The sequence below is a fragment of the Paenochrobactrum pullorum genome, from assembly GCF_041929845.1.
GTDB classification, from domain to species: Bacteria; Pseudomonadota; Alphaproteobacteria; order Rhizobiales; family Rhizobiaceae; genus Paenochrobactrum; species Paenochrobactrum pullorum.
This window is the reverse complement of sequence record NZ_JBHEEH010000004.1, coordinates 151,616-172,476: the sequence shown is the minus strand read 5'-3', so window position 1 is coordinate 172,476 and position 20,861 is coordinate 151,616. Positions and strand designations below refer to the sequence as shown.

Genomic DNA, 20,861 nt, shown 5'->3' with positions numbered 1-20,861 from the left:
TTCCCACATTTTTAATTCAGCCGATCACCGATGATTGCAGATCACGCATCTTCGGCTTCTTGCGCAATACAATCAGTGTCAAAACAAACGCTGTCACGATACTGAGCGTGATACCGGCCACCATCGGCAAAATTGTTCCGTCACTGAAAACTGACGAAATGCCGATTGCAAGGGCCGCCACCAAAAACTGCAATGTCCCCATCAAAGCGGAAGCTGTTCCGGCAATTTTCCCGTGATCTTCCAGTGCGAGCACGGCAGTGGTTGGGATAACCAATCCTAAAAAGCCGAAACCTGCAAACAGGAAACTTGCAATCATCAAGTAGGAATGCGCACCTGACAAAACCAAAACCAACATAGCGGTCAAGATAATCGCCGCACAACTGACCGAAAACAATACAACCCGCTTCAAGCCAAATCGGCTTGCCAATATGCCATTCAATTGCGACATACCGATAAAGGAAATCGCATTAACCGAAAAAGCCAGCGCATATTCGCGTGGTGTGAAGCCATATTGCTCGATAAAAACGAATGATGAATTGGCCAGATAAACCATGAAACCAGCCATACACATGGCGCCAATCATCACCAGACCAATAAAATTCCTATCTTTTATCAAAACACCATAGCCGGAAAGTGCTGAGTTCAGATTACTTTCCAGTCTGGCGGCCACCGGACGCGTTTCCTTTTGCCATAATGCCAGCAAGATAATGCCGGCAATAGCAGCCACCAGCACAATCCAGAACACCGCACGCCAACTATATGTGTCGATGATCAGCGAGCCGGACAAAGGTGCCATAATTGGTGACACAGAAAAAACCAGCATAAGCAACGACATCAAGCGTGCAGCATCCACACCGGTATAAAGATCACGCACGATTGCACGTGGAATGACCATGCCCGCAGCCGCACCTACCCCTTGTAAAAAGCGAAATGAGACCAGCATATCAATGCTTGTGGAAAGCGCCGCCCCCACACAACCAATAGCGAACAACATCAAACCACTATAAAGCGGCACTTTACGGCCATACATATCGGACAAGGGGCCGTAAAAAAGCTGCGAGATTGCGGCCGCAATAAAGAAGGTGAGCAAGCTCATCTGAACTGCACCGCTTTCGGCATTCAGATCAGCTCCAATATTGGGCAAAGCCGGTAAATACATATCAATAGCAAAAGGCCCGATTGCGGAAATCAGGCCCAAAACAAGAGCATTTCTCAAGAGTCCGGCGGGGGGCATAGGACAGACTTTCACCAGAATGAAGATAAGAGAGAGCTATAATATCGCCCCAATCTCACGGATTTGTGAAATAAGAATTGTTAACCGTTACGTCAAGTCACACAGGCGCATAAAACTAAAGTCATAAGCTCATATTTTTATCGTGTCGCATAAATGCAGTTTTTTCATCCATAAAAAGGAAAATAGCACGACCAAACTGGCATAATTTCAAAAAAAGAAATATATTTTTCAACACATGCCAATTAAAAAGATGAAACGAAATTCGCACTCACTTATGAAATCCACCTTGACATCCAAGGCCGAATCCGTGGGATAAGGAACTTATGGTTCAGGATATGCTGCGTTACGACATTCTTGCTCAGGAAGCCTTGAGAGGCGTCATCCGTAAGGTACTTGCGGAGGTGGCCAAGGCTGGCCTGCCGGGCAATCATCACTTTTTCATCACCTTTCTGACGGGTGCACCAGGTGTGCGCATCTCGTCCAGATTGCGGGAAAAGTACCCCGAACAAATGACCATTGTCATTCAACATCAATATTGGGAATTGGTCGTCACCGATCACCTGTTTGAAGTTGGCTTGTCTTTTGGCGACATTCCGGAAAAGCTGGTCATTCCTTATTCAGCAATCCGTGGTTTTTACGATCCTTCGGTTAATTTCGAGCTGGAATTTGATGTGTCCATCCTTGAGCCGGAAGGCGACAATGATAGTGAAGCTGTCATTGCCGATCTGGAAGTGCTGGAGCCGCAACCGGTAAAAACGGAAACAACAAAACCTGCCCGCAAATCTTCGGCAAAAACCAAAAAAGCCGATGCCGAAAAGCAGGAAGAAGCAAAAGAACCGACTGAAAACAAACCAAGTGCGGATGTTGTTTCACTTGATTCATTCAGAAAAAAATAAACAACAACCTTTAAACTGGATTCGTTGGCTATGAGCGACGTCGTCAATCTCAAACAGTTTAAAAAACAAAAAGCCCGAAAGAGCCGCGAAGATATTGCCCAGCAAAACCGCGTAACTTTCGGGCGTACATTGGCGCAAAAACAATTTGATAAAGTGCAATCCGATAAAACAAGCCGTTTTCTTGATCAAAACAGATTAGAAAAAACCAATCCGGACGACAAAAAGTCTTGAGCAAACTTGGCGCGCACAAGCTCAAAAAACATTCCGTCACCATTCGCGGCCATTCCACCAGTTTTACGCTGGAAGATGAATTTTACCACATTGTTTGTCGTCTTGCTGCATCACGCACAATGGCTTTGGCAGCACTGATTGCCGAAATTGACGGGTTACGTCCTGCCGACTGCAACCTCTCCTCTGCAATCCGCCTTTATGCCCTGCAAAGTGTCTTAAATGATCAGCGCGATAAAGCTTAAAAAGCAGCTTATCCTATCGCGGCGCATCTAGATCTTTTAAAAACTCTTCCACCGACTGACCGATGCTTTCCATATTATTGGGCGCTGCATCCTCGCTCTCTTGCGCTTTTTCTAAAGCTTTACGTTCGTCTTTCAGCAGTCGTTCACGCTTCAATCGCTCTTGGTTCAACCGTTCCTGTTCACGCTTTTGCGCTTCGGCTTTATTGCGCGCTTCCGTTTCCGCCAATGCTCTGTCACGCACTTCTTTTTGCGCCTTTAATCGTTCAGCTTCACGACGCAAATTCTGCTTTTCACGTAAAGCCGATTGCATGGCTTCTACCCGCTCTTGCTCTCGCTCCAAAGCGCGCTGTGTCAAAAACTGCACCAATGGTTGATGATCAGTCGTTATCTTGGGCGCGCTATATGTGCCGGACAATAAAACTCCGATAGCCGGATAACTACCGGCCATTGCCGCCCCGTCGTTGAATTTATAGGTAAAACGGCTGTTACCGTTAAGGCTCATATCAGACAAATCAATCTGCAGATCACTTTCGAGCACGCCCTTGCTGTTTTCCAGCCGCGTCAGCCCCATCCGTGCAACGCCACCGGCGATCATAAAATCAAACTGCGCATTGCTTGCTTCAAAGACGCCCTCACCGGTTGCCTGCGCCGCAATCGCTTCAAAACGCTTCGTGGTATTTTTCTGGCTTACGGTTTCATTCTGATCAGCTTGTTCCAGCATTTGCGGTAAATGCGCGGCATTAAGATGGGGCACAATCAATCCATCCACCACCAACTGCGCTGATCCGGAAAGCGATTTAATGACATCTGCAACGCTTGCACCACTGCCTTGCAATTTAGCCGTTAGCGAGGTCTTGCCGTTCAAAGGCGCGTCATCGCCCTTAAGCGAATTGATCTGATAAACATGTGTCAGATCAAAGCCTTTCCAGCTCATATCACCTGAAAAAAGTGCATTGCCTTCGCTATTTCGCAATTGAGCCATACCGGACACCTGACCGTCTTGCCAATTACCTTGCACATCGCTCAATTCAAGCTGATCATCTGTCTTGGCGATTTTAGCAGAAAAATCTTTGACGACACCATATTGCCCCACATCAGCAACAGCAGCCTTAACGCGCAGATCAAAAGAAAATGGCAGCATCGGCACACGCAAGAATTTTTGTTGCGGCCAAGTATTTTTACGGCTGGTAAAAGCATCTGTTCCAAGCATAATTTCACTCAGGAACTGCAAATCCGCATCATCCGCTTCCACCTCGCCACGCAACAAAGCACTGGCATTTTCAGGCTTTAAAGCTTCCAGCTTGGCGCTGATTTTATTACCAGAAACAGAACCTTGTAAATTTGGCAGCCGTATAATGCCTTTGGCAAATTGCACATCACTGACAAGCTCAACCGGAAGCCCCAGCCCGAAACCGGGCAGACTATAACCGTTGGACGCCAAAAACGGCTCAAAATTTTCAGCCTTTATATGCGCTTTACCGCTGGCGGTCACATCATCGGCCAATACGGTCACAACGCCATCAAATCCGGCTTTGGCATCAGGTGCCTGCAATTGGATTTGCGTGCGAACACCAATATTGAGGGCACCTTGCAGCGTAACGTCGGCTTCAAGCTCGCCAACCAATCCCAATGGCAAAACCGGCAGCCCAAGCAGCGCTAAAATCTGTTCGCCTTCTTCTGATTTAGCACGACCATTCAATTGGATTTGCAAACCTTCGTCGCTATTCCACTGACCACCGGCCGTTCCGGAAAAATCAAGCTGCATGCGTCCGGCTTTGCCATTCACACTAAAAGAAGTTTCACTATTCAATGCACCAGCTGAAACTGGTGCCTGATCTTTGCTATCCGCATTCTGTTTGATATGCGGTACCACGGTGCTGCCGATAAAGTTGATCTCGCTTTGGCTAAATAAATCCGGATATGCAAGACTACGCTTGAAAAGCGCCTGTACCAGCGGCTGATCAGGCATCATTTGCTGTAACCAACTGATAAAACCGGCCAGATCATCACTGAGCAATGTTGCGTCAACCGTGCCTGTCAATTCATCTTGATGAGGCTCGAAATTACCCGCTGCGGTAATTGTCGCCCCATTTAAATCCTGCAACATGAAACGGTCAAAATCCATTCGCCCGTTGCCGAACCGGAAGCGTGTATCAAGAGCACCGGTTGCACTGGCACCTAAAACCAGCGCATCCGCTTTCAAGGATACATTCAAAGCCTGATTACCAAAAGCCGTAATGCCTTCAACACTTGATAAAGGCGACATCATCATTTGCAGCGCCGCATTGCTGATCTTTTTGCTATGCAAATCCAGATCAATGGATGGCACACCACCATCCAACATCCGCCGGTAAAAAGATCCGGTCAATGACGTATCATCAAGGCCGATTTCCAGATCATCAATCTGCTGGATACGATCATTGAGAACAACCTTACCCGAAAGACCAATTCCCGATAATTGCCGGACAGTCTCATCAACATCTGCAGTCAACCACCCGACAAGGCCGGAGGGCTGACGCGAAGCAACCAATAGATTACCTTCAAAACCAAACTGATCGCCAAGTCCTAAATGACCTTGTGCTTCGACGCGGGTGCGCCCCGGCAAATCAGCCGAAAACTCTTTGATCTGCCACCCCTGCCCCTCAGGCACCGCACTAATGGTAATTGTGCGGATGGTTGTGCCGCCAGCAACAATGGCCGGCAATCTCAAATCAACACTGCCCGGAATGGAAGGCACCGGAATATTGCCGATAAATTTGCGGAAAGCTGCCAAAGGCTCTTTAAGCGGCACGGCCTCGCCACTTTGTTCACCAGCACTGCCACCAAAAAAGAATTGCTGGCCATCGGCGCTGATTTCAAAGCGCGGATCATCGCCAAAATTAAACTGTGCCTTGCCATTGACCACATAAGGATCATCAGCAATGCCCTGCTCCATTCGGAATTCATCAATGACAAATTGCTGGTCGCTGGCTTTAAACGTGCCCTGAATGCGTAAATCCGTCAGAAGACTGTTGGTTGTCTCCTGCACCCGATCACCTTTACCATCGCCTTTGGCATCCGTTTTTTCTAAATTCTTCTTCTTGGCCGGTTCAGGTGTGCGCAGATTAAAATTACCGGCATAGTTCAGCAAACCATCCTGCAATGTCACATCACCATCAGTTTCAAAACTCACCGCTTTATTTTCCGGCGTAAAACGGCTGCGTACTCTTAATGATCCATCCGGCTTCAACTCGCCGGTTGACAGATCAAGCGCAAATTTCTCGCTCTCGCTTTCCAGCGAACCATTCATTTGCCACGGGCCGGTAATATTGCGTGCCGATAAAACAGCATTGATGTTTTGTAAATCATGATGACGACCATTACGGCCATCAGTAATCGAAACACGACCATTGCTGACGGTTAGTTTTTCAACTTTGACCTGTGCATTGCCAAGCAGAGCATCCTCATGCCATTTCCAGTCCACCCGTCCTTTTTCATCCAGTGCAACTTTTAAAACAGGCTTTTCTACCTGCATATCAAAAATCAGCACTTCCCCGCGCAAAAACGGCATCAGTTCTGCATTAATTGAAAATTTATCAATGCTTAATGTCGTCGTGTCATCTTTACTGCCGACCAAAACATCAGAAAAAGTAACGGATGGAAAAGGCAAAAGCCGCGCATTGGCCGTGCCGCGCACATGAACCTCGCGCCCCATAATCCGGCTGGCTTCGCGCTCGAAATCAGCACGATAGCCTGTCCAGTTGATAAAAGGCGGAATGACCAGTGCAGCGGTCAGAAGCAAAACCAGGAACCCACCAACGATGACGAAAATGCGCCCCAAAATCTGGCTCCATTACTTTTGATTCATGTCTGATTACTGCATGCAACATAACGGCAACAGCTAAGCAACAACAAGGCAGCAAACGGCTACATGGGTCGATAAATCACATTATTCAGGCAATTTTATCGCCAAATCCCGCAAATTTTACAAAAATGATCAATCACACCTTTAAACCACAATCAAAAGCAATCATGTACAAACAGAAACGGCTTTGCAAAATTCTACAAAAATGAATTCGCCCTTGCAGAACAGTCGGAGAACAAGCTATACCCGAAGCACTCAGGAAAAGCGCACCCAGTACCTGATGCCATCCTTGATCTTTTATTTATATGAGTACACTCTCAAGCAATGTCTGACTTTCCTGACGATATGCCCTTCTTTGGTGAACCGGATGCCCCACGCGAACCGCAACAGCGTGTAGGCGGCGGCATTGCAGCGCGCGCTATGGCTGCGCGCAACCAGCAACGTGGCGAACCGACATATCTGACAGGATTGAACCCCGAACAGCGTTTGGCTGTTGAAACAACCGAAGGCCCTGTGCTGGTTCTCGCCGGTGCCGGAACCGGCAAAACCCGTGTTCTCACCACCCGCATTGCCCATATTATCAATCAAGGGCTTGCCTATCCAAGCCAGATTCTAGCCGTAACATTCACCAATAAAGCCGCACGCGAAATGCGTGAGCGTATTGGTGTGCTGCTCGGTGACTCGGTTGAAGGCATGCCATGGCTCGGCACCTTCCACTCCATTGGCGTGAAACTTTTGCGCCGCCACGCAGAGCTTGCGCATTTGCGCTCTGACTTCACCATTCTTGATACCGATGATGTTATCCGCCTCATCAAACAGCTGATCCAGGCTGAAGGTCTGGATGATAAGCGCTGGCCTGCCCGCAGCTTCGCCAATATGATTGATGCATGGAAAAACAAAGGTTTGAGCCCGTCGGAAATCTCCGAAGGTGATGCACGTGCCTTTGCTCATGGTAAAGGACGCGAACTTTACGAAGCCTATCAAAATCGTTTGCGCACGCTCAATGCCTGTGATTTTGGCGACCTTTTGCTGCATCCGATCCGCATTTTCCGCACTCATCCCGATATTTTGCGCGAATATCATCAGAAATTCCGCTATATTCTGGTCGACGAGTATCAAGATACCAACACCGCACAATATATGTGGCTGCGTCTGCTGGCACAGCGCCCGCAAAGCAAAAATCGCCCGGATAATCCGGATGGTTTTTCTGCCCAGCAAGGGGTCAATCTGTGCTGTGTGGGTGATGATGACCAGTCGATTTACGGCTGGCGCGGCGCCGAAGTCGACAATATTCTGCGCTTTGAAAAAGACTTTCCGGGCGCTGCCGTTATCAAGCTGGAGCGCAATTATCGCTCCACCGCCCATATTCTGGGTACTGCCGGTCACTTGATTTCCCATAATGAAGGACGCCTTGGCAAAACGCTTTTCACCGATGCGCCGGATCCCGATGACTCGCTTGTGCAAGTTCATGCCGCATGGGATTCGGAAGAAGAGGCTCGTGCAGTTGGTGAAGCCATCGAGCAGGCACAGCGCCACGGCCACAAGCTCAATGATATGGCGATTTTGGTACGCGCTTCGTTCCAGATGCGCGAATTTGAAGATCGCTTTGTCACGCTCGGCCTCAATTACCGCGTTATTGGTGGCCCGCGTTTTTATGAACGCCTCGAAATTCGCGATGCCATGGCCTATTTGCGCGTTGTTGCGCAAGGTGCGGATGATCTGGCCTTTGAGCGCATTATCAATACGCCGAAACGTGGCCTTGGCGATGCGTCAATGCGCCAAATTCATGATTATGCGCGTGAGCGCGGCATTCCGATGCTGGAAGCCGCCCATGATCTGGTGCAAACAGAAGAGTTAAAGCCAAAGCCTCGCTCTGCACTGCGTGAAGTGGTCGAAAATTTCTATCGCTGGCAATCACTGATCGACATCACCCCGCACACCGAATTGGCCGAAATGATTCTGGATGAATCCGGCTATACGGCGATGTGGCAGAATGACAAAACCGCCGAAGCACCGGGCAGACTGGAGAACTTGAAAGAGTTTATCCGCTCGATGGAAGATTATGAATCTTTGCGCGGATTTCTGGAACACGTCGCCCTTGTGATGGATGCCGACAAAAATGAAAACATGGACGCCGTCAATATCATGACGCTACACTCGGCCAAAGGGCTCGAGTTTGAAACCGTGTTTTTGCCGGGCTGGGAAGAAGGTCTGTTTCCGCACCAGCGCTCGCTCGATGAAGGCGGGCGTTCGGGATTGGAAGAAGAACGGCGTCTGGCCTATGTCGGAGTCACCCGTGCCAAGAAAAACCTGCATATCTGGTTTGTGTCCAATCGCCGTATTCATGGTATGTGGCAATCCACCATTCCATCACGCTTTTTGGACGAATTGCCGGAAGCGCATGTGGAAATTGCCGAAATGGACGGCAATTATGGCGGTTATGGTTCAAGCGGCGGCTACGGCCAGTCGCGCTTTGAAAAAGCCGACCCGTTCCAGAACTCCTATTCCACACCGGGCTGGCAGCGCGCACAACAAAACCGCAATGATGCTACCCGTAACAATTGGGGCTCACGCTCGGGTGCCAATGTCGAGCGCATCGGCTATGGCGAAGCGGATTCTTCTTTTGGTGCCGGTCGCGGTTCAGTTAAAACCCGCACGATTGATGGCGAAATTGTCAGTAAATCGGTCAATGACAGTAATTCTGATTTTAAAATGGGTGCCCGTGTCTTCCATATCAAATTCGGCAATGGCACAGTTACCGTTGTTGACGGCAACAAGCTGACGGTTGAATTTGATAAGGCGGGGCAAAAACGTGTTCTCGACAGCTTCGTGAAGCCGGTATAATTTTCTAATATTTGCAGTATTAGAAAATATTTTCTCAAAAATTGGCTTCATCAGGATAAACGCATCGCGTAACGCCTGTAAGCCGGAATAGCATAGCTTACTCCGGCTTATGGACTGAGATATTTTCAGTCGCAATGAATAATGGTTTTTAACCTCCCATTGCCGACTTTGAAAGTATCATCATGTCACAGTCACAAAGTGTCAAAACATCAGGCTCCAAACCGCTTTATCTGAACTTTGGTTTTCAGGTTATCGCGGCGATGATCATCGGCTTGATTCTGGGCTTCATCGCCCGCAACATGGGGTCAGATGCGGCAGGTAATGCCAACTGGCTCGCCGTCACCCTACAAACGATCGGCACCATTTTCGTGCAGATGCTACGCGCATTGGTTCCGCCATTGGTTTTCACCGCAATCATTGCTTCGATTGCCAATCTGGCAGCGCTTAACAATGCCGCCAAGCTGGTATGGCAAACCCTGTTATGGTTTGCGATCACCTCTTTTGTTTCCGTGCTGATCGGAATTGCACTGGGTCTGATCATTCAGCCTGGTATCGGTTCCGGCGTGCTGGAATCAGCGGCCAAAGCCCCTGCATCTTCAGGCTCATGGCTTGATTTCCTCAAAGGTCTGGTACCTGCCAATATTATCGGGATCGAAGCGTCAACCCGCTTGAATGGCACAGCCGCCTCCACCTCGCTCAACTTCAATGTGTTGCAAATCCTCGTGGTTGCCATCACAGTCGGTGTTGCAGCGCTTAAAGTCGGTGAAGCCGCCAAACCGTTCCTGACCTTCAACCAGTCTCTTCTTGTGGTGGTCAGAAAAATCCTGTGGTGGGTAATCCGCCTCACCCCCATCGGTACCATTGGTCTGCTTGGCCGTGCGGTTGCACAATATGGCTGGGAAACGCTCTCACAGCTCAGCTGGTACGCTGCTGCAATTTACATCGGTCTCGCCATCGTCTTGTTCGTGGTCTATCCCGTAGTGCTGATCATCCATGGCTTGAAGCCTTCACGCTTCTTTGCAGGCGCATGGCCGGCAATCCAGCTGGCCTTTGTGTCGCGCTCGTCAATCGGCACATTGCCGGTGACCGAAACCGTGACAGAGCGCAATCTTGGTGTGCCGCGTGAATATTCAGCCTTTGCCGTGCCGCTTGGTGCAACAACGAAAATGGACGGTTGTGCTGCCATTTATCCGGCTATTTCCGCCATCTTCATCGCCCAGTTCTTCGGCATTCAGTTAGGCTTGCAGGAATATGTACTGATCGCTTTTGTCTCGGTCTTGGGTTCTGCCGCAACTGCTGGTCTCACCGGCGCGGTTGTCATGCTGACACTGACCCTTTCCACGCTCGGTCTGCCACTTGAAGGTGTTGGTCTGTTACTGGCAATTGATCCGATTTTGGATATGGGCCGTACCGCCGTTAACGTTGCCGGTCAAGCACTCATCCCAACCATCGTAGCCAAACGCGAAGGTATCTTGAACGAAGAAATTTATAATTCGTCCAAGAATATCGACAATGCTGATCCATCAGAATTAATCGCACAACCTGCTTGAAAAAGCTTAAACATAAAACAAAAAATGCCGGGCTTTATTGTCCGGCATTTTTATTTATACCAATCATAACATAGGCCGCAGTTTATTGCGGCTTGCCTTTTTCCCACATCACATCGCCACGATAAAGCGGCACAGTGGAAAGTGAAGTTTTAGCCGAACCATCCTGCACCTGTGCCGCATGTGCCAGATAAAGCAGCGTATTGTTTTTCTGATCATAAATGCGGGTGATAATCAGCTTTTTCCAAATCAGGCTGGTGCGCTCGGCAAAAACACGCTCACCACCTTTGCCAAGCTTGATATCACCAATCGTAATCGGGCCTGTCTGTTCGCAGGAAATCGACGCATTGGACGGATTTTCAAACCAGTTGCCCTTTTGAAGGCGATCAATAATCCCGCGCGAGAAAGAAGCCAGATGGCAGGTGACGCCCTGCACCTTCGGGTCAGCGACGGCATCAATCACAATATCATTGCCGAACCAGTCCACACCGACTTTGCCCACATCTTCAGCCTGTGCGGGGTAAAGTGCAGCTGTTAAAAGTGCCGCAACCAATCCTGCCTGAAATAATCTATGCATTTGCCGGCAACCTTATTGTTGATGGATATTTTAAAAATTTAAAAATATAGATCAAACCGCACCGCTTGCAAGAAGGCAGACAGGGCAGAATTATTCTTGATTAACTCTTAGCTCCTCAGCAGCAATCACTTCCCACTTGTCCAGAAATTCAGAAATTTCCAGCATCTGTATATCCGGCATCGCGCGGTAGATCATCTCCACCGGCCAATCCCACCATTGCAGTTTCAACAAACGCTCAACAATTGCTTGCGGAAAACGTGGACGAATGGAACGTGCCGGAGAGCCAGCCACAATAGTATAATTGCCAACATCACGTGTCACCACTGCATTGGCACCAATCACCGAGCCATGACCAATGGAAATGCCCGGCATAATGACCGCGCCATGACCAATCCAAACATCATTGCCGATTGTCACACGCTTGGCTTGCCGATAGGCACGATAATCCATATCAAGTCCGATATGGCGGAAATATTCGTTCGGCCGATAGGTCATTTTATGCGAGGTCAGACGCTCAATCGGATGCTCCAACGCATTGATACGCACATTGGCAGCAATAGAGCAGAATTTGCCGATATCAGCATAAATACCCTCGCCATGACGTTCCATATAGGTAAAATCGCCGATCTTCACATCACGCAAAATAACCCGTTCGCCAATATCGGCATAGGGTCCAAGTTTGACCCCTTGCAATTTTGCATTGGGGTGAACCTTCGGCTCTCTGATCTCAAGGCGTTCAAAATCATCTGGTATCGTCAATTACAAAGACCTCATCAGCCGAAACTGCCGCAGCAGAACAATGGTGCTGGTTGCAAGTTTTTCTTACTATTTGTCTTAAGCCTATAACCTTGTTACATTTTGCTTGCACGGCACTTTTTGTCACCCTCCCTGACAATTAAATGCTATAGCAGTTTTAAGCTTCCCCCAAGCTCCTTAAGCTTCAAGAAAAGCTGGTAAAATTGGTAATAGATTTACGCGCGAAGGCTTGTAATTTATGAAAAAAATCCTCCCCCTCCTCATCATTGCAGTGGTTGCAGCCATCGTCGGCGTCGGCGGCTATACCTATATTCAGGATAAAAAAGCAACCAATCAGCCTTTTGGCGGCCCGCTTGATCTGATTGCCATGGACGGCTCAAAATTCACTGAAACTGATTTACGCGAAACCCCAGCGGTGATTTTCTTCGGCTTTACCCATTGCCCTGATGTCTGCCCGACAACCCTTTTTGAACTTGACGGCTGGTTCAAAGAAATAGGACCGGATGCAGACAAGATCAAAGCTTACTTTATCACTGTTGATCCGGAACGCGACACACAGGAAATCATGCAGACCTATGTCACCAATGTGTCAGACAAGATCATCGGAGTAACCGGCACACCGGAAAAAATCGCTGAAGCTGTAAAATCCTACCACATTTACGCTAAAAAAGTGCCGGGTGAAGGTGACAATTACAATATGGATCACACCGCATCACTGTTTTTGCTCGACAAAGGCGGTATGTTCCGCGGAACCATTGCATATGGTGAAAATCCTGATACAGCGCTTGAAAAGCTGAAAAATCTGGCCAAACGTAACAGCTAACCTATTGCTGAAATCGGGGCTTCATTTCAAAGCCCCTTTTTCGCTCTGCTTATTCCCGAAAGTGATTTCGCACTATGTCCCAATCCCGCCTCTGCTATGTTACGCAAAAAGACGAAGCTGAACAAATCTATGCTCAGCTCGAACCGATTTTTGAAGATGACGGCTATCCTATCGCCATTACAGAAGTGGACGAAGACAAGGAAATCTTCGAAGTTTCACTTTACATCGAAGAAGGTGCGGAAGAGCTTCTCAAACGCGTTGAAACTGTTGTGGGCACCGGCAAGTTCCAGATTGAAGAACTGCCGGATATAGACTGGGTTCTGCACTCTTTGGAAGGTTTGAAGCCGGTACGTGCCGGGCGCTTCTTTGTGCATGGCTCGCATGACCGCGATAAACTGACCGCCAATGATATTTCCATCGAAATTGATGCAGGTCTTGCTTTTGGTACCGGCCATCACGGCACCACAGCCGGTTGCTTGGAAATGATCACCGAATTGGTTGAAAAAGAACATCCCACCAATGCGCTGGACCTTGGCACCGGCAGCGCCGTGCTTGCTATTGCCATTGCCAAGCTTGCTCCGATTGAGGTTCTTGCCACCGACAATGACCCGATTGCCGTGACAGTTGCTGCTGAAAATGTGGTGAAAAATGGTGTTGCTGAGCATGTCACCACCGCAACGGCCGAAGGTTTCGACCACGCAATTTTCCGCAGCCATACCCCGTTTGATCTGATCGTTGCCAATATTCTGGCGCGCCCTTTGATGGATCTGGCACCCAATTTAAGCAGCCATAAAGCCGAAGGCGGCTCCATCATCTTGTCCGGCATTCTGGAAAGTCAACATGATGCGGTTGTCGAAGCCTATGAGGCGCAAGGCTTGAAGCGTCAAAACACCCTGCACCGCGAAGGTTGGGTCACCATTCATCTGAAATAATTTTCAAAGGGGCAATTATGAGCCAGACATTTCAGTCATTTGAAGTGAAATCAGACCCGTCTCACGCTTCCCCACGCGTGAGTATGCTGCGTGCGCTGATGGCAGACAATAAAATTGATGGTTTTTTGGTGCCGCGTGCCGATGAACATCAAGGCGAATATGTGCCGGAATGCGCACAGCGCCTTGGCTGGCTCACCGGTTTCACCGGTTCGGCAGGTGCTGCCCTTATTTTGAACGACAGCGCCTATCTGTTTGTTGATGGTCGCTATGAATTGCAGGCGGCAACCCAAACCGATCCGGCCATTTTCATCATTGAAAGCCTTGTCACCAATCCGCCTGCCACATGGCTCAAAGCCAATGGCAAAGGTTTGGTGATTGGTTTTGACCCGTGGTTGCACACCATCAATGAAGCCGCAGCTTTGCGTAGTGCACTGGAAGCCAATGGCGGGCGCTTGATAGCGCTTGAACAAAATCTCGTTGATCAGGTCTGGCAAGACCGCCCTGCCGCACCACTGGCACCGGTCACCATCCAACCGGCACGCTATTCCGGTCAGGAAGCAGCAGACAAAATTGCCTTGATGCAAAAAGCATTGAGCGAAACTGGCGCGTCGGCCACCATTTTGACCGATCCGTCATCGTCCGCATGGGTGTTCAATATTCGCGGCAAAGATGTTTCCAACACGCCATTGCCGCTTTGTTTTGTAATTCTGTCAAGCACAGACGCCCCCCAGATTTTCATTGACGAGCGTAAGCTTGCCATTGAGCCTCGCGCCTATCTCACCCAGCTTGCCACATTATGTGAACCATCAAGCTTGGAGGCAACCTTAGCCAAACGTGCGGCTGACGGCGAAATTTTCATGCTTGATCCGGCATTGGCGGCAGAAAAATTCCGCCTCATCATTGAAGGGGCTGGCGGCTCTTTTATCAGCGGCAAAGACCCTGCACGTCTGCCACGCGCCATCAAAAACAAAGCCGAACTTGACGGCAGCCGCACCGCTCATGAGCGTGACGGCGTTGCAATGGTGCGTTTCCTCTCATGGCTCGACACACAAAAGCCAAAAGATTTGACTGAAATTTCTGCCGCGCAAAAGCTAGAAAACTGTCGCGCCGAAACAGGCAAAGACTTCCAGATGCCATTGGAAGAACTGTCTTTCGACAGTATCTCCGGCAGCGGGCCTCATGGTGCGATTATCCATTACCGCGTCAATACCGATACCAACCGCCAATTTGAAAACGGCGATGTCTATCTGATTGATTCCGGCGGTCAATATCGTGACGGCACCACCGACATCACCCGCTCAATCGCTATCGGCGATGTGACGCCTGAGAAAAAGCGTGCCTTTACGCTCGTGCTCAAAGGCATGATCGCTATTTCCACCACCCGTTTCCCGAAAGGCACGCGTGGACAGGATATCGACGTGCTGGCACGCATCGCCCTATGGAAACAGGGCTTTGATTACGGCCACGGCACCGGCCACGGTGTCGGCTCTTATCTCTCGGTGCACGAAGGGCCGCAAAGCATTTCCAAGCGCGGCGATCAGGAACTGATGGCTGGTATGATTTGCTCCAATGAGCCGGGTTATTACAACCCGGGTTCATTCGGTATTCGTATTGAAAACCTGATTATCGTCACCGAAGCAACTGTACCTGAAGGCGGCGATCTGCCGATGATGGGTTTTGAAACCCTCACCTTCTGCCCGATTGATCTGCGTCTGATTGATAAAGCTCTGCTTTCTCCTGAAGAGATTGAATGGCTCAATCAGTATCACCAGCAGGTGCGTGAAAAGCTGACACCCCATATGGACAAGTCAGCCAGCGAATGGCTGGCAGAGGCAACCAGACCTCTCTGATAAACAAAAACACCGGCTCTGATATCAGAGCCGGTGTTTTACTATTCAATACCTAGAGGATGTTTTCAGGCTTCACCGACCAGCACAAACCACGCATCTTCATCAATCACTTCAATGCCCAGTTCCTGCGCTTTGGCAAGCTTGGAGCCAGCGCCTGGGCCAGCTACCACCAGATCGGTTTTCTTCGAAACCGAACCAGCCACCTTGGCACCATAGCGGTCAGCCATGGCTTTGGCTTCATCACGTGACATTTTTTCCAGCGATCCGGTAAAGACAATTGTCTTGCCTTCCACCGGTGAGCCTGTTGCCACAGGTGCGGCTTCATCAAGCGGTGTGACTTGCCCAAGCAGCGCATCCAGCACTTCTATATTATGCGGCTCGTGATAAAATTCGACAATCGCCTCCGCAACGATGTGGCCAATGCCTTCAACATTGGTTAGTTCCTGCCACGCTTCATTACCCTTGTCGCCTTTGACACCTTCGCGCGGTGCTTGAGCCGCCTTCACACTATCCGCAAACGCTTGATAAGAACCATAGCCACGCGCCAGACGCTTGGCGCTCACTTCACCGACATGGCGGATACCAAGACCAAACAGAAAGCGGCTTAACGCAATTTCACGCCGCTCATTGATGGCCGCATATAGTTTTTTGACCGAAACCGCACCAAAGCCTTCTATATTCTCAAGCTTTTTGAGCAGTGATTGGCTTTGGCGTTTTTCCAGCGTAAAAATATCGGCAGGGGTACGGATTTTTAAACTTTCATCTTCCGCATGGAAGAAAAACTCCACCTGTTTTTCGCCCAAACCTTCAATGTCAAACGCATTGCGCGAGACAAAATGGCGGATACGCTCAACCGCTTGCGCTTCGCAAATCAAACCGCCGGTGCAGCGCCATGCCGCCTCGCCTTCTTCGCGCACAGCATGACTGCCGCAAACCGGACATTGATGCGGAAACTGAAACGGCATCGCATCACTTGGGCGCTCGGATAAAACCACATCCACAATCTGCGGAATAACATCACCGGCGCGCTGCACAATCACCGTGTCGCCGATGCGGATATCGCGCCCCTCGCGCAAAGGCTCGCCTTTAAGGCCGATACCTTTGATATAATCTTCATTATGCAATGTGGCATTGGTCACCACCACACCGCCAACGGTAATTGGTGTAAGGCGTGCCACAGGTGTCAGCACACCCGTGCGCCCCACCTGAATGTCGATCTCGCGCAATATGGTGGTGGCCTGTTCTGCCGGAAATTTATGCGCAATTGCCCAGCGCGGGCTACGCGAACGAAAACCCAAGCGCTCCTGCAATTTGAGATCATCAACTTTATAGACAACACCGTCGATGTCATAATCAAGTTGCGCACGTTCCAAACCGATATGATTATAATGGGCAATGATATCTTCAATGCTCGTCAATCGTTTAGTCAGCGGGTTGGTGCAAAAACCCCACTGTTGAAACAATGCCACCATACCGGATTGTGTATCCGCTGGCATTGCCGACATTTCACCCCAGGCATAAGCAAAAAACCGCAACTTGCGATTGGCCGTTACTTTTGGGTCAAGCTGACGCAATGAGCCCGCAGCGGTATTGCGCGGATTGACATAAGTCTGCTTGCCTTCCGCCGCCATCTGTTCGTTCAATGCCAGAAAATCGCTTTTAGCCATATAGACTTCGCCGCGCACCTCAACAATATCGGGCGCAGAGGCTGGCAGCGTTTGCGGAATTTCCTTGATGGTTCGAATATTGGCCGTAACATTTTCACCCGTTGTGCCATCACCACGCGTGGCTGCTGTCACTAATTTGCGATTTTCATAACGCAATGACAGCGACAACCCGTCAATTTTTGGCTCCGCCGTAAAGGCAATCGAATTATCCGGCAATCGCCCTAAAAAACGATAAACACTCCCGACAAAATCACCGACATCTTCATCGGAAAAGGCATTATCAAGAGACAACATCGAACGCGCATGGGTCACTTGAGTAAAGCCAGCGACCGGTGAGGAGCCCACTTTACGCGACGGACTATCAGCACGAATAAGAAGCGGATAAAGCTTTTCAATGGCTTCATTGCGGCGCTTTAAAGCATCATAATCGGCATCTGAAATTTCCGGTTGATCATTACCGTGATAAAGCTCGTCGTGGTGAGCAATGAGTTTGGCCAACCGCTCCAGTTCCAAAGCTGCATCTTGTTCGCTCATATGATCAATAGAAATTTCACTCATTACCGTTCCGCAGGAATCAATTGAATATATGGCGAAGTCTATCGGACAATGCGCTTATCCGATACGCCATGACACGAATATTTAGCTATTTTGAATTCAGGCTTTTGCCTTGCCCGTCTCGCCAAGCAGACGTTCCGCTGCCGCTCTTGCCTCATCTGTTACACTGGCACCAGCCAGCATACGGGCAATTTCTTCTTGCCGTTCTGCCGTTTCCATCACACGGATAGAGGTGCTGACACGGTCACTCTTATCGGCAGATTTGGCAATCAGAAAATGCGTTGAAGCGCGCGCTGCCACCTGCGGTGCATGCGTAACCGACAAAACCTGCACACGCGAAGACAAACGCGACAAACGCTGACCGATCGCATCGGCCACCGCACCGCCAACCCCGGTATCGATTTCGTCAAACACCAGAGTTGGGGCCGAGCCTCGATCCGCAAGCGCCACCTTCAAAGCCAACAGAAAACGCGACAACTCACCACCGGAGGCGACTTTCATCATCGGCCCTGCACGGGTGCCCGGATTGGTGCGCACCCAATATTCAACAATATCAATGCCTTCGGCACTGCGCGCTTCCGCATCTGTCGTCATTTCGACGATAAATTCAGCGCGTTCCAGCTTCAAAGCCGGAAGCTCCGCCATCACCGCAGCTTTCAGATGCTCAGCCGTTTCATGACGCGCAGCCGACAAAAACTTGGCCACATCATCATAGGCCTTTTTAGCAGTAATCGCTTCAACTTCGAGCTTTTCCAGCTTTTCAGCACCCGCGTCCAAATCAACCAGATCGGCATCCATTTTATCGCGCAAGGCCGGCAATTCACTGACCGGAACCGAATATTTGCGTGCTGCAGCGCGAAGAGCAAAGAGCCGCTCTTCCACTTGCTCCTGCAAGCGCGGGTCAAAATCAATGGCACGAATGGCCGCTTCAATTCCATCTTGCGCCAGTGCCAGCTTGTCAAGCGCCTCATCAATCGCATTGATGACCGGTTCTAACAGTTGCGGTGCTTCCGACGCTTTTCGCTCCAAACGGCGCACCAGACTGGCAAGAGAAGGAACCGGTGAACCCTGCCCCGACAATAGATCATTGGCTTCGTTGACATCACTGGCAATGCGCTCGGATTTCATCATCACGGCGCGGCGTTCAGCCAAATCTTCTTCTTCACCTATTTGTGGATTGAGTTTATCCAGCTCCTCAACGGAGGCGCGCAAATAATCACCTTCGCGTTCTGCCGCTTCCACCTTGGCACGGTGACGGTTCAAAGCCTGCTCAGCATCGCGCCAAGATTTAAACTTTTCACGCACCACTTCCGTCTGGCTATCCAAGCCGCCAAAAGCGTCAAGCAGACTGCGATGAATATCAATATCGACGAGCGCGCGATCATCATGCTGACCGTGAATTTCCACCAACCTGCGGCCAAGCTCACGCAAAAGCGTAACACTTGCCACCTGATCATTGATGAAAACACGGGTGCGGCCATCGCCGGATTGAACGCGGCGCAAAATAATATCACCGTCGTCTTCCAAACCGTTATTGGCTAAAAAAACACGTGCCGGATGTTTCGCCGGCACATCAAAAACGGCTGTAACCTGCCCCTGATCGGCACCGTGACGCACCAGTGATGCATCACCACGCGCCCCAAGTGCCAAAGACAAAGAATCCAGCAGAATGGACTTCCCCGCACCGGTTTCACCGGTAAGCACAGAAAGTCCGCTGCTGAATTCAATATCAAGCCTTTCAATCAGAACTATATCGCGGATCGAGAGGTGCGACAGCATGAGGTGCTTTTCTTTATGCGCCGCCGCCGGTAATCAGCGCGCCGGCTTTCGACAACCATGAACCACTATTGTTGCGCGGCTCCAAACCACCCGACTGCAACAGCTTGTAACTATCTTTGTACCACTGGCTATCCGGATAGTTCTGACCCAATACCGAAGCTGCCATCTGCGCTTCGCTGGTCAGACCCAGTGCGTAATAGGCTTCAACCAAACGGGCGAGCGCTTCTTCTACGTGCCGTGTGTTGGAATATTCTTCCACCACACCACGGAAGCGCTTAACCGCTGCCAGATAGTCTTTGCGTTCCAGATAGTAACGGCCGACCTGCATTTCTTTACCGGCCAGCTGGTCACGCGCAAAACGTATTTTTGTTTTGGCATCTTCGACATATTCACTATCAGGGTAACGGTCGATCACTTCCTGCATAGCCGCAATTGCGCGCTTGCTGGCAGCCTGATCACGGGTTACATCCGGGATCTGACGGAAATAGCTTAAACCGATAATATAATATGAATAAGCGGATTCAGGTGATGTCGGATAAAGCGTATTATAACGCTTCGCCATATTGATCGCTTCTTCGTAATTGCCCTGACGGTAATTGGTAAATGCGCCCATCACGAGTGATTTACGTGCCCATTCCGTATAGGGGTGCTGGCGGTCGATAGCTGCAAACTTCTTTGAAGCCTCACCCAGTCGTCCAGCTTCAAGATTAGCCAATGCTTCATTGTAAAGCTTATCCGGCGCATCGATGGTTTCAACATATTTTGATAAATCAATATCATCATCTTTACTGGCACAACCTGAAAGGATTGCAACCACGGCAACCGTTCCCACAAGCATTGCGGTTGCTTTATTTACCGGGAATTTGAAACTCGTCATGCGGTCTCCGGCCTGCTGGCAGCGTCATTAAGACAAGAATAATACACCATCACAAGTTTTCTCATTTGGTGCATCTTATGGTCTGATTACATCCTTAACACGATAACTGTGAAAATATAAAGGATGCAACATTGAATCTATTGGATGTCCATAAATCACAAGCCGGCCCATTCAGCAATGATATTAAAGACATCTTAACCTTGGCAT

General features: G+C 49.6%; 15 protein-coding genes. 8 read left to right on the top strand and 7 right to left on the bottom strand.

The window, feature by feature from the left end:
* Positions 1-16: 16 nt before the first annotated feature.
* The gene (locus tag JNC77_RS09415; RefSeq protein WP_374831788.1) at positions 17-1,234 is read right to left on the bottom strand and encodes a multidrug effflux MFS transporter; all 1,218 of its coding nucleotides are present in this window, start codon (positions 1,232-1,234) and stop codon (positions 17-19) included.
* A gap of 323 nt (positions 1,235-1,557) precedes the next feature.
* On the opposite strand from JNC77_RS09415, the gene JNC77_RS09410 reads away from it, so the two are divergent.
* From JNC77_RS09410 to JNC77_RS09400, 3 genes are read left to right on the top strand one after another with little or no spacing between them, the layout of a single operon-like run.
* Positions 1,558-2,130 carry an SspB family protein gene (locus JNC77_RS09410; RefSeq protein ID WP_374831786.1) on the top strand — a complete coding sequence of 191 codons (573 nt, stop codon included), beginning with the start codon at positions 1,558-1,560 and terminating at the stop codon, positions 2,128-2,130.
* Positions 2,131-2,160: 30 nt separating this feature from the next.
* Positions 2,161-2,361, top strand: coding sequence for a DUF4169 family protein (locus JNC77_RS09405; RefSeq protein ID WP_374831784.1), 201 nt, complete (start codon positions 2,161-2,163; stop codon positions 2,359-2,361).
* Complete coding sequence (locus JNC77_RS09400) at positions 2,358-2,603, top strand: ribbon-helix-helix domain-containing protein (protein ID WP_374831782.1); 246 nt, start codon at positions 2,358-2,360, stop codon at positions 2,601-2,603. Before JNC77_RS09405 ends, JNC77_RS09400 begins: the two co-directional genes overlap by 4 nt.
* Positions 2,604-2,616: 13 nt before the next feature.
* Here the strand turns inward: JNC77_RS09400 and JNC77_RS09395 are convergent, their stop codons facing one another.
* Positions 2,617-6,423 (bottom strand): AsmA family protein, encoded by a 3,807-nt coding sequence (locus JNC77_RS09395; RefSeq protein ID WP_374831780.1) that lies wholly within the window; start codon positions 6,421-6,423, stop codon positions 2,617-2,619.
* Positions 6,424-6,771: 348 nt separating this feature from the next.
* On the opposite strand from JNC77_RS09395, the gene JNC77_RS09390 reads away from it, so the two are divergent.
* Together JNC77_RS09390 and JNC77_RS09385 are read left to right on the top strand one after the other, a co-directional pair.
* Positions 6,772-9,291 carry an ATP-dependent helicase gene (locus JNC77_RS09390; protein WP_374831778.1) on the top strand — a complete coding sequence of 840 codons (2,520 nt, stop codon included), beginning with the start codon at positions 6,772-6,774 and terminating at the stop codon, positions 9,289-9,291.
* Positions 9,292-9,473: 182 nt separating this feature from the next.
* Positions 9,474-10,841, top strand: coding sequence for a dicarboxylate/amino acid:cation symporter (locus JNC77_RS09385; RefSeq protein ID WP_374831776.1), 1,368 nt, complete (start codon positions 9,474-9,476; stop codon positions 10,839-10,841).
* A gap of 82 nt (positions 10,842-10,923) precedes the next feature.
* On the opposite strand, the gene JNC77_RS09380 is transcribed toward JNC77_RS09385, so the two are convergent.
* Together JNC77_RS09380 and JNC77_RS09375 are read right to left on the bottom strand one after the other, a co-directional pair.
* Positions 10,924-11,415, bottom strand: coding sequence for a CreA family protein (locus JNC77_RS09380; RefSeq protein WP_374831774.1), 492 nt, complete (start codon positions 11,413-11,415; stop codon positions 10,924-10,926).
* A 90-nt stretch (positions 11,416-11,505) separates the two neighbouring features.
* Positions 11,506-12,174, bottom strand: coding sequence for a DapH/DapD/GlmU-related protein (locus JNC77_RS09375; protein WP_374831772.1), 669 nt, complete (start codon positions 12,172-12,174; stop codon positions 11,506-11,508).
* Between the two features lie 235 nt (positions 12,175-12,409).
* On the opposite strand from JNC77_RS09375, the gene JNC77_RS09370 reads away from it, so the two are divergent.
* From JNC77_RS09370 to JNC77_RS09360, 3 genes are all read left to right on the top strand, one after another.
* Positions 12,410-12,994, top strand: a complete 585-nt coding sequence (locus tag JNC77_RS09370) for an SCO family protein (RefSeq protein ID WP_374831770.1) — start codon at positions 12,410-12,412, stop codon at positions 12,992-12,994.
* A gap of 74 nt (positions 12,995-13,068) precedes the next feature.
* A complete protein-coding gene (locus tag JNC77_RS09365) occupies positions 13,069-13,926 on the top strand; it encodes a 50S ribosomal protein L11 methyltransferase (protein WP_374831768.1) in 858 nt (285 codons plus the stop codon).
* A 17-nt stretch (positions 13,927-13,943) separates the two neighbouring features.
* Positions 13,944-15,776 carry an aminopeptidase P family protein gene (locus JNC77_RS09360; RefSeq protein WP_374831766.1) on the top strand — a complete coding sequence of 611 codons (1,833 nt, stop codon included), beginning with the start codon at positions 13,944-13,946 and terminating at the stop codon, positions 15,774-15,776.
* Positions 15,777-15,841: 65 nt separating this feature from the next.
* Here the strand turns inward: JNC77_RS09360 and ligA are convergent, their stop codons facing one another.
* From ligA to JNC77_RS09345, 3 genes are all read right to left on the bottom strand, one after another.
* Entirely contained in the window at positions 15,842-18,001 is a 2,160-nt protein-coding gene (gene ligA, locus JNC77_RS09355) for an NAD-dependent DNA ligase LigA (RefSeq protein ID WP_374831764.1), read from the bottom strand.
* A 96-nt stretch (positions 18,002-18,097) separates the two neighbouring features.
* The gene (recN, locus tag JNC77_RS09350) at positions 18,098-19,777 is read right to left on the bottom strand and encodes a DNA repair protein RecN (protein ID WP_374831762.1); all 1,680 of its coding nucleotides are present in this window, start codon (positions 19,775-19,777) and stop codon (positions 18,098-18,100) included.
* A gap of 13 nt (positions 19,778-19,790) precedes the next feature.
* Entirely contained in the window at positions 19,791-20,654 is an 864-nt protein-coding gene (locus tag JNC77_RS09345; RefSeq protein WP_374831760.1) for an outer membrane protein assembly factor BamD, read from the bottom strand.
* Positions 20,655-20,861: the final 207 nt, after the last annotated feature.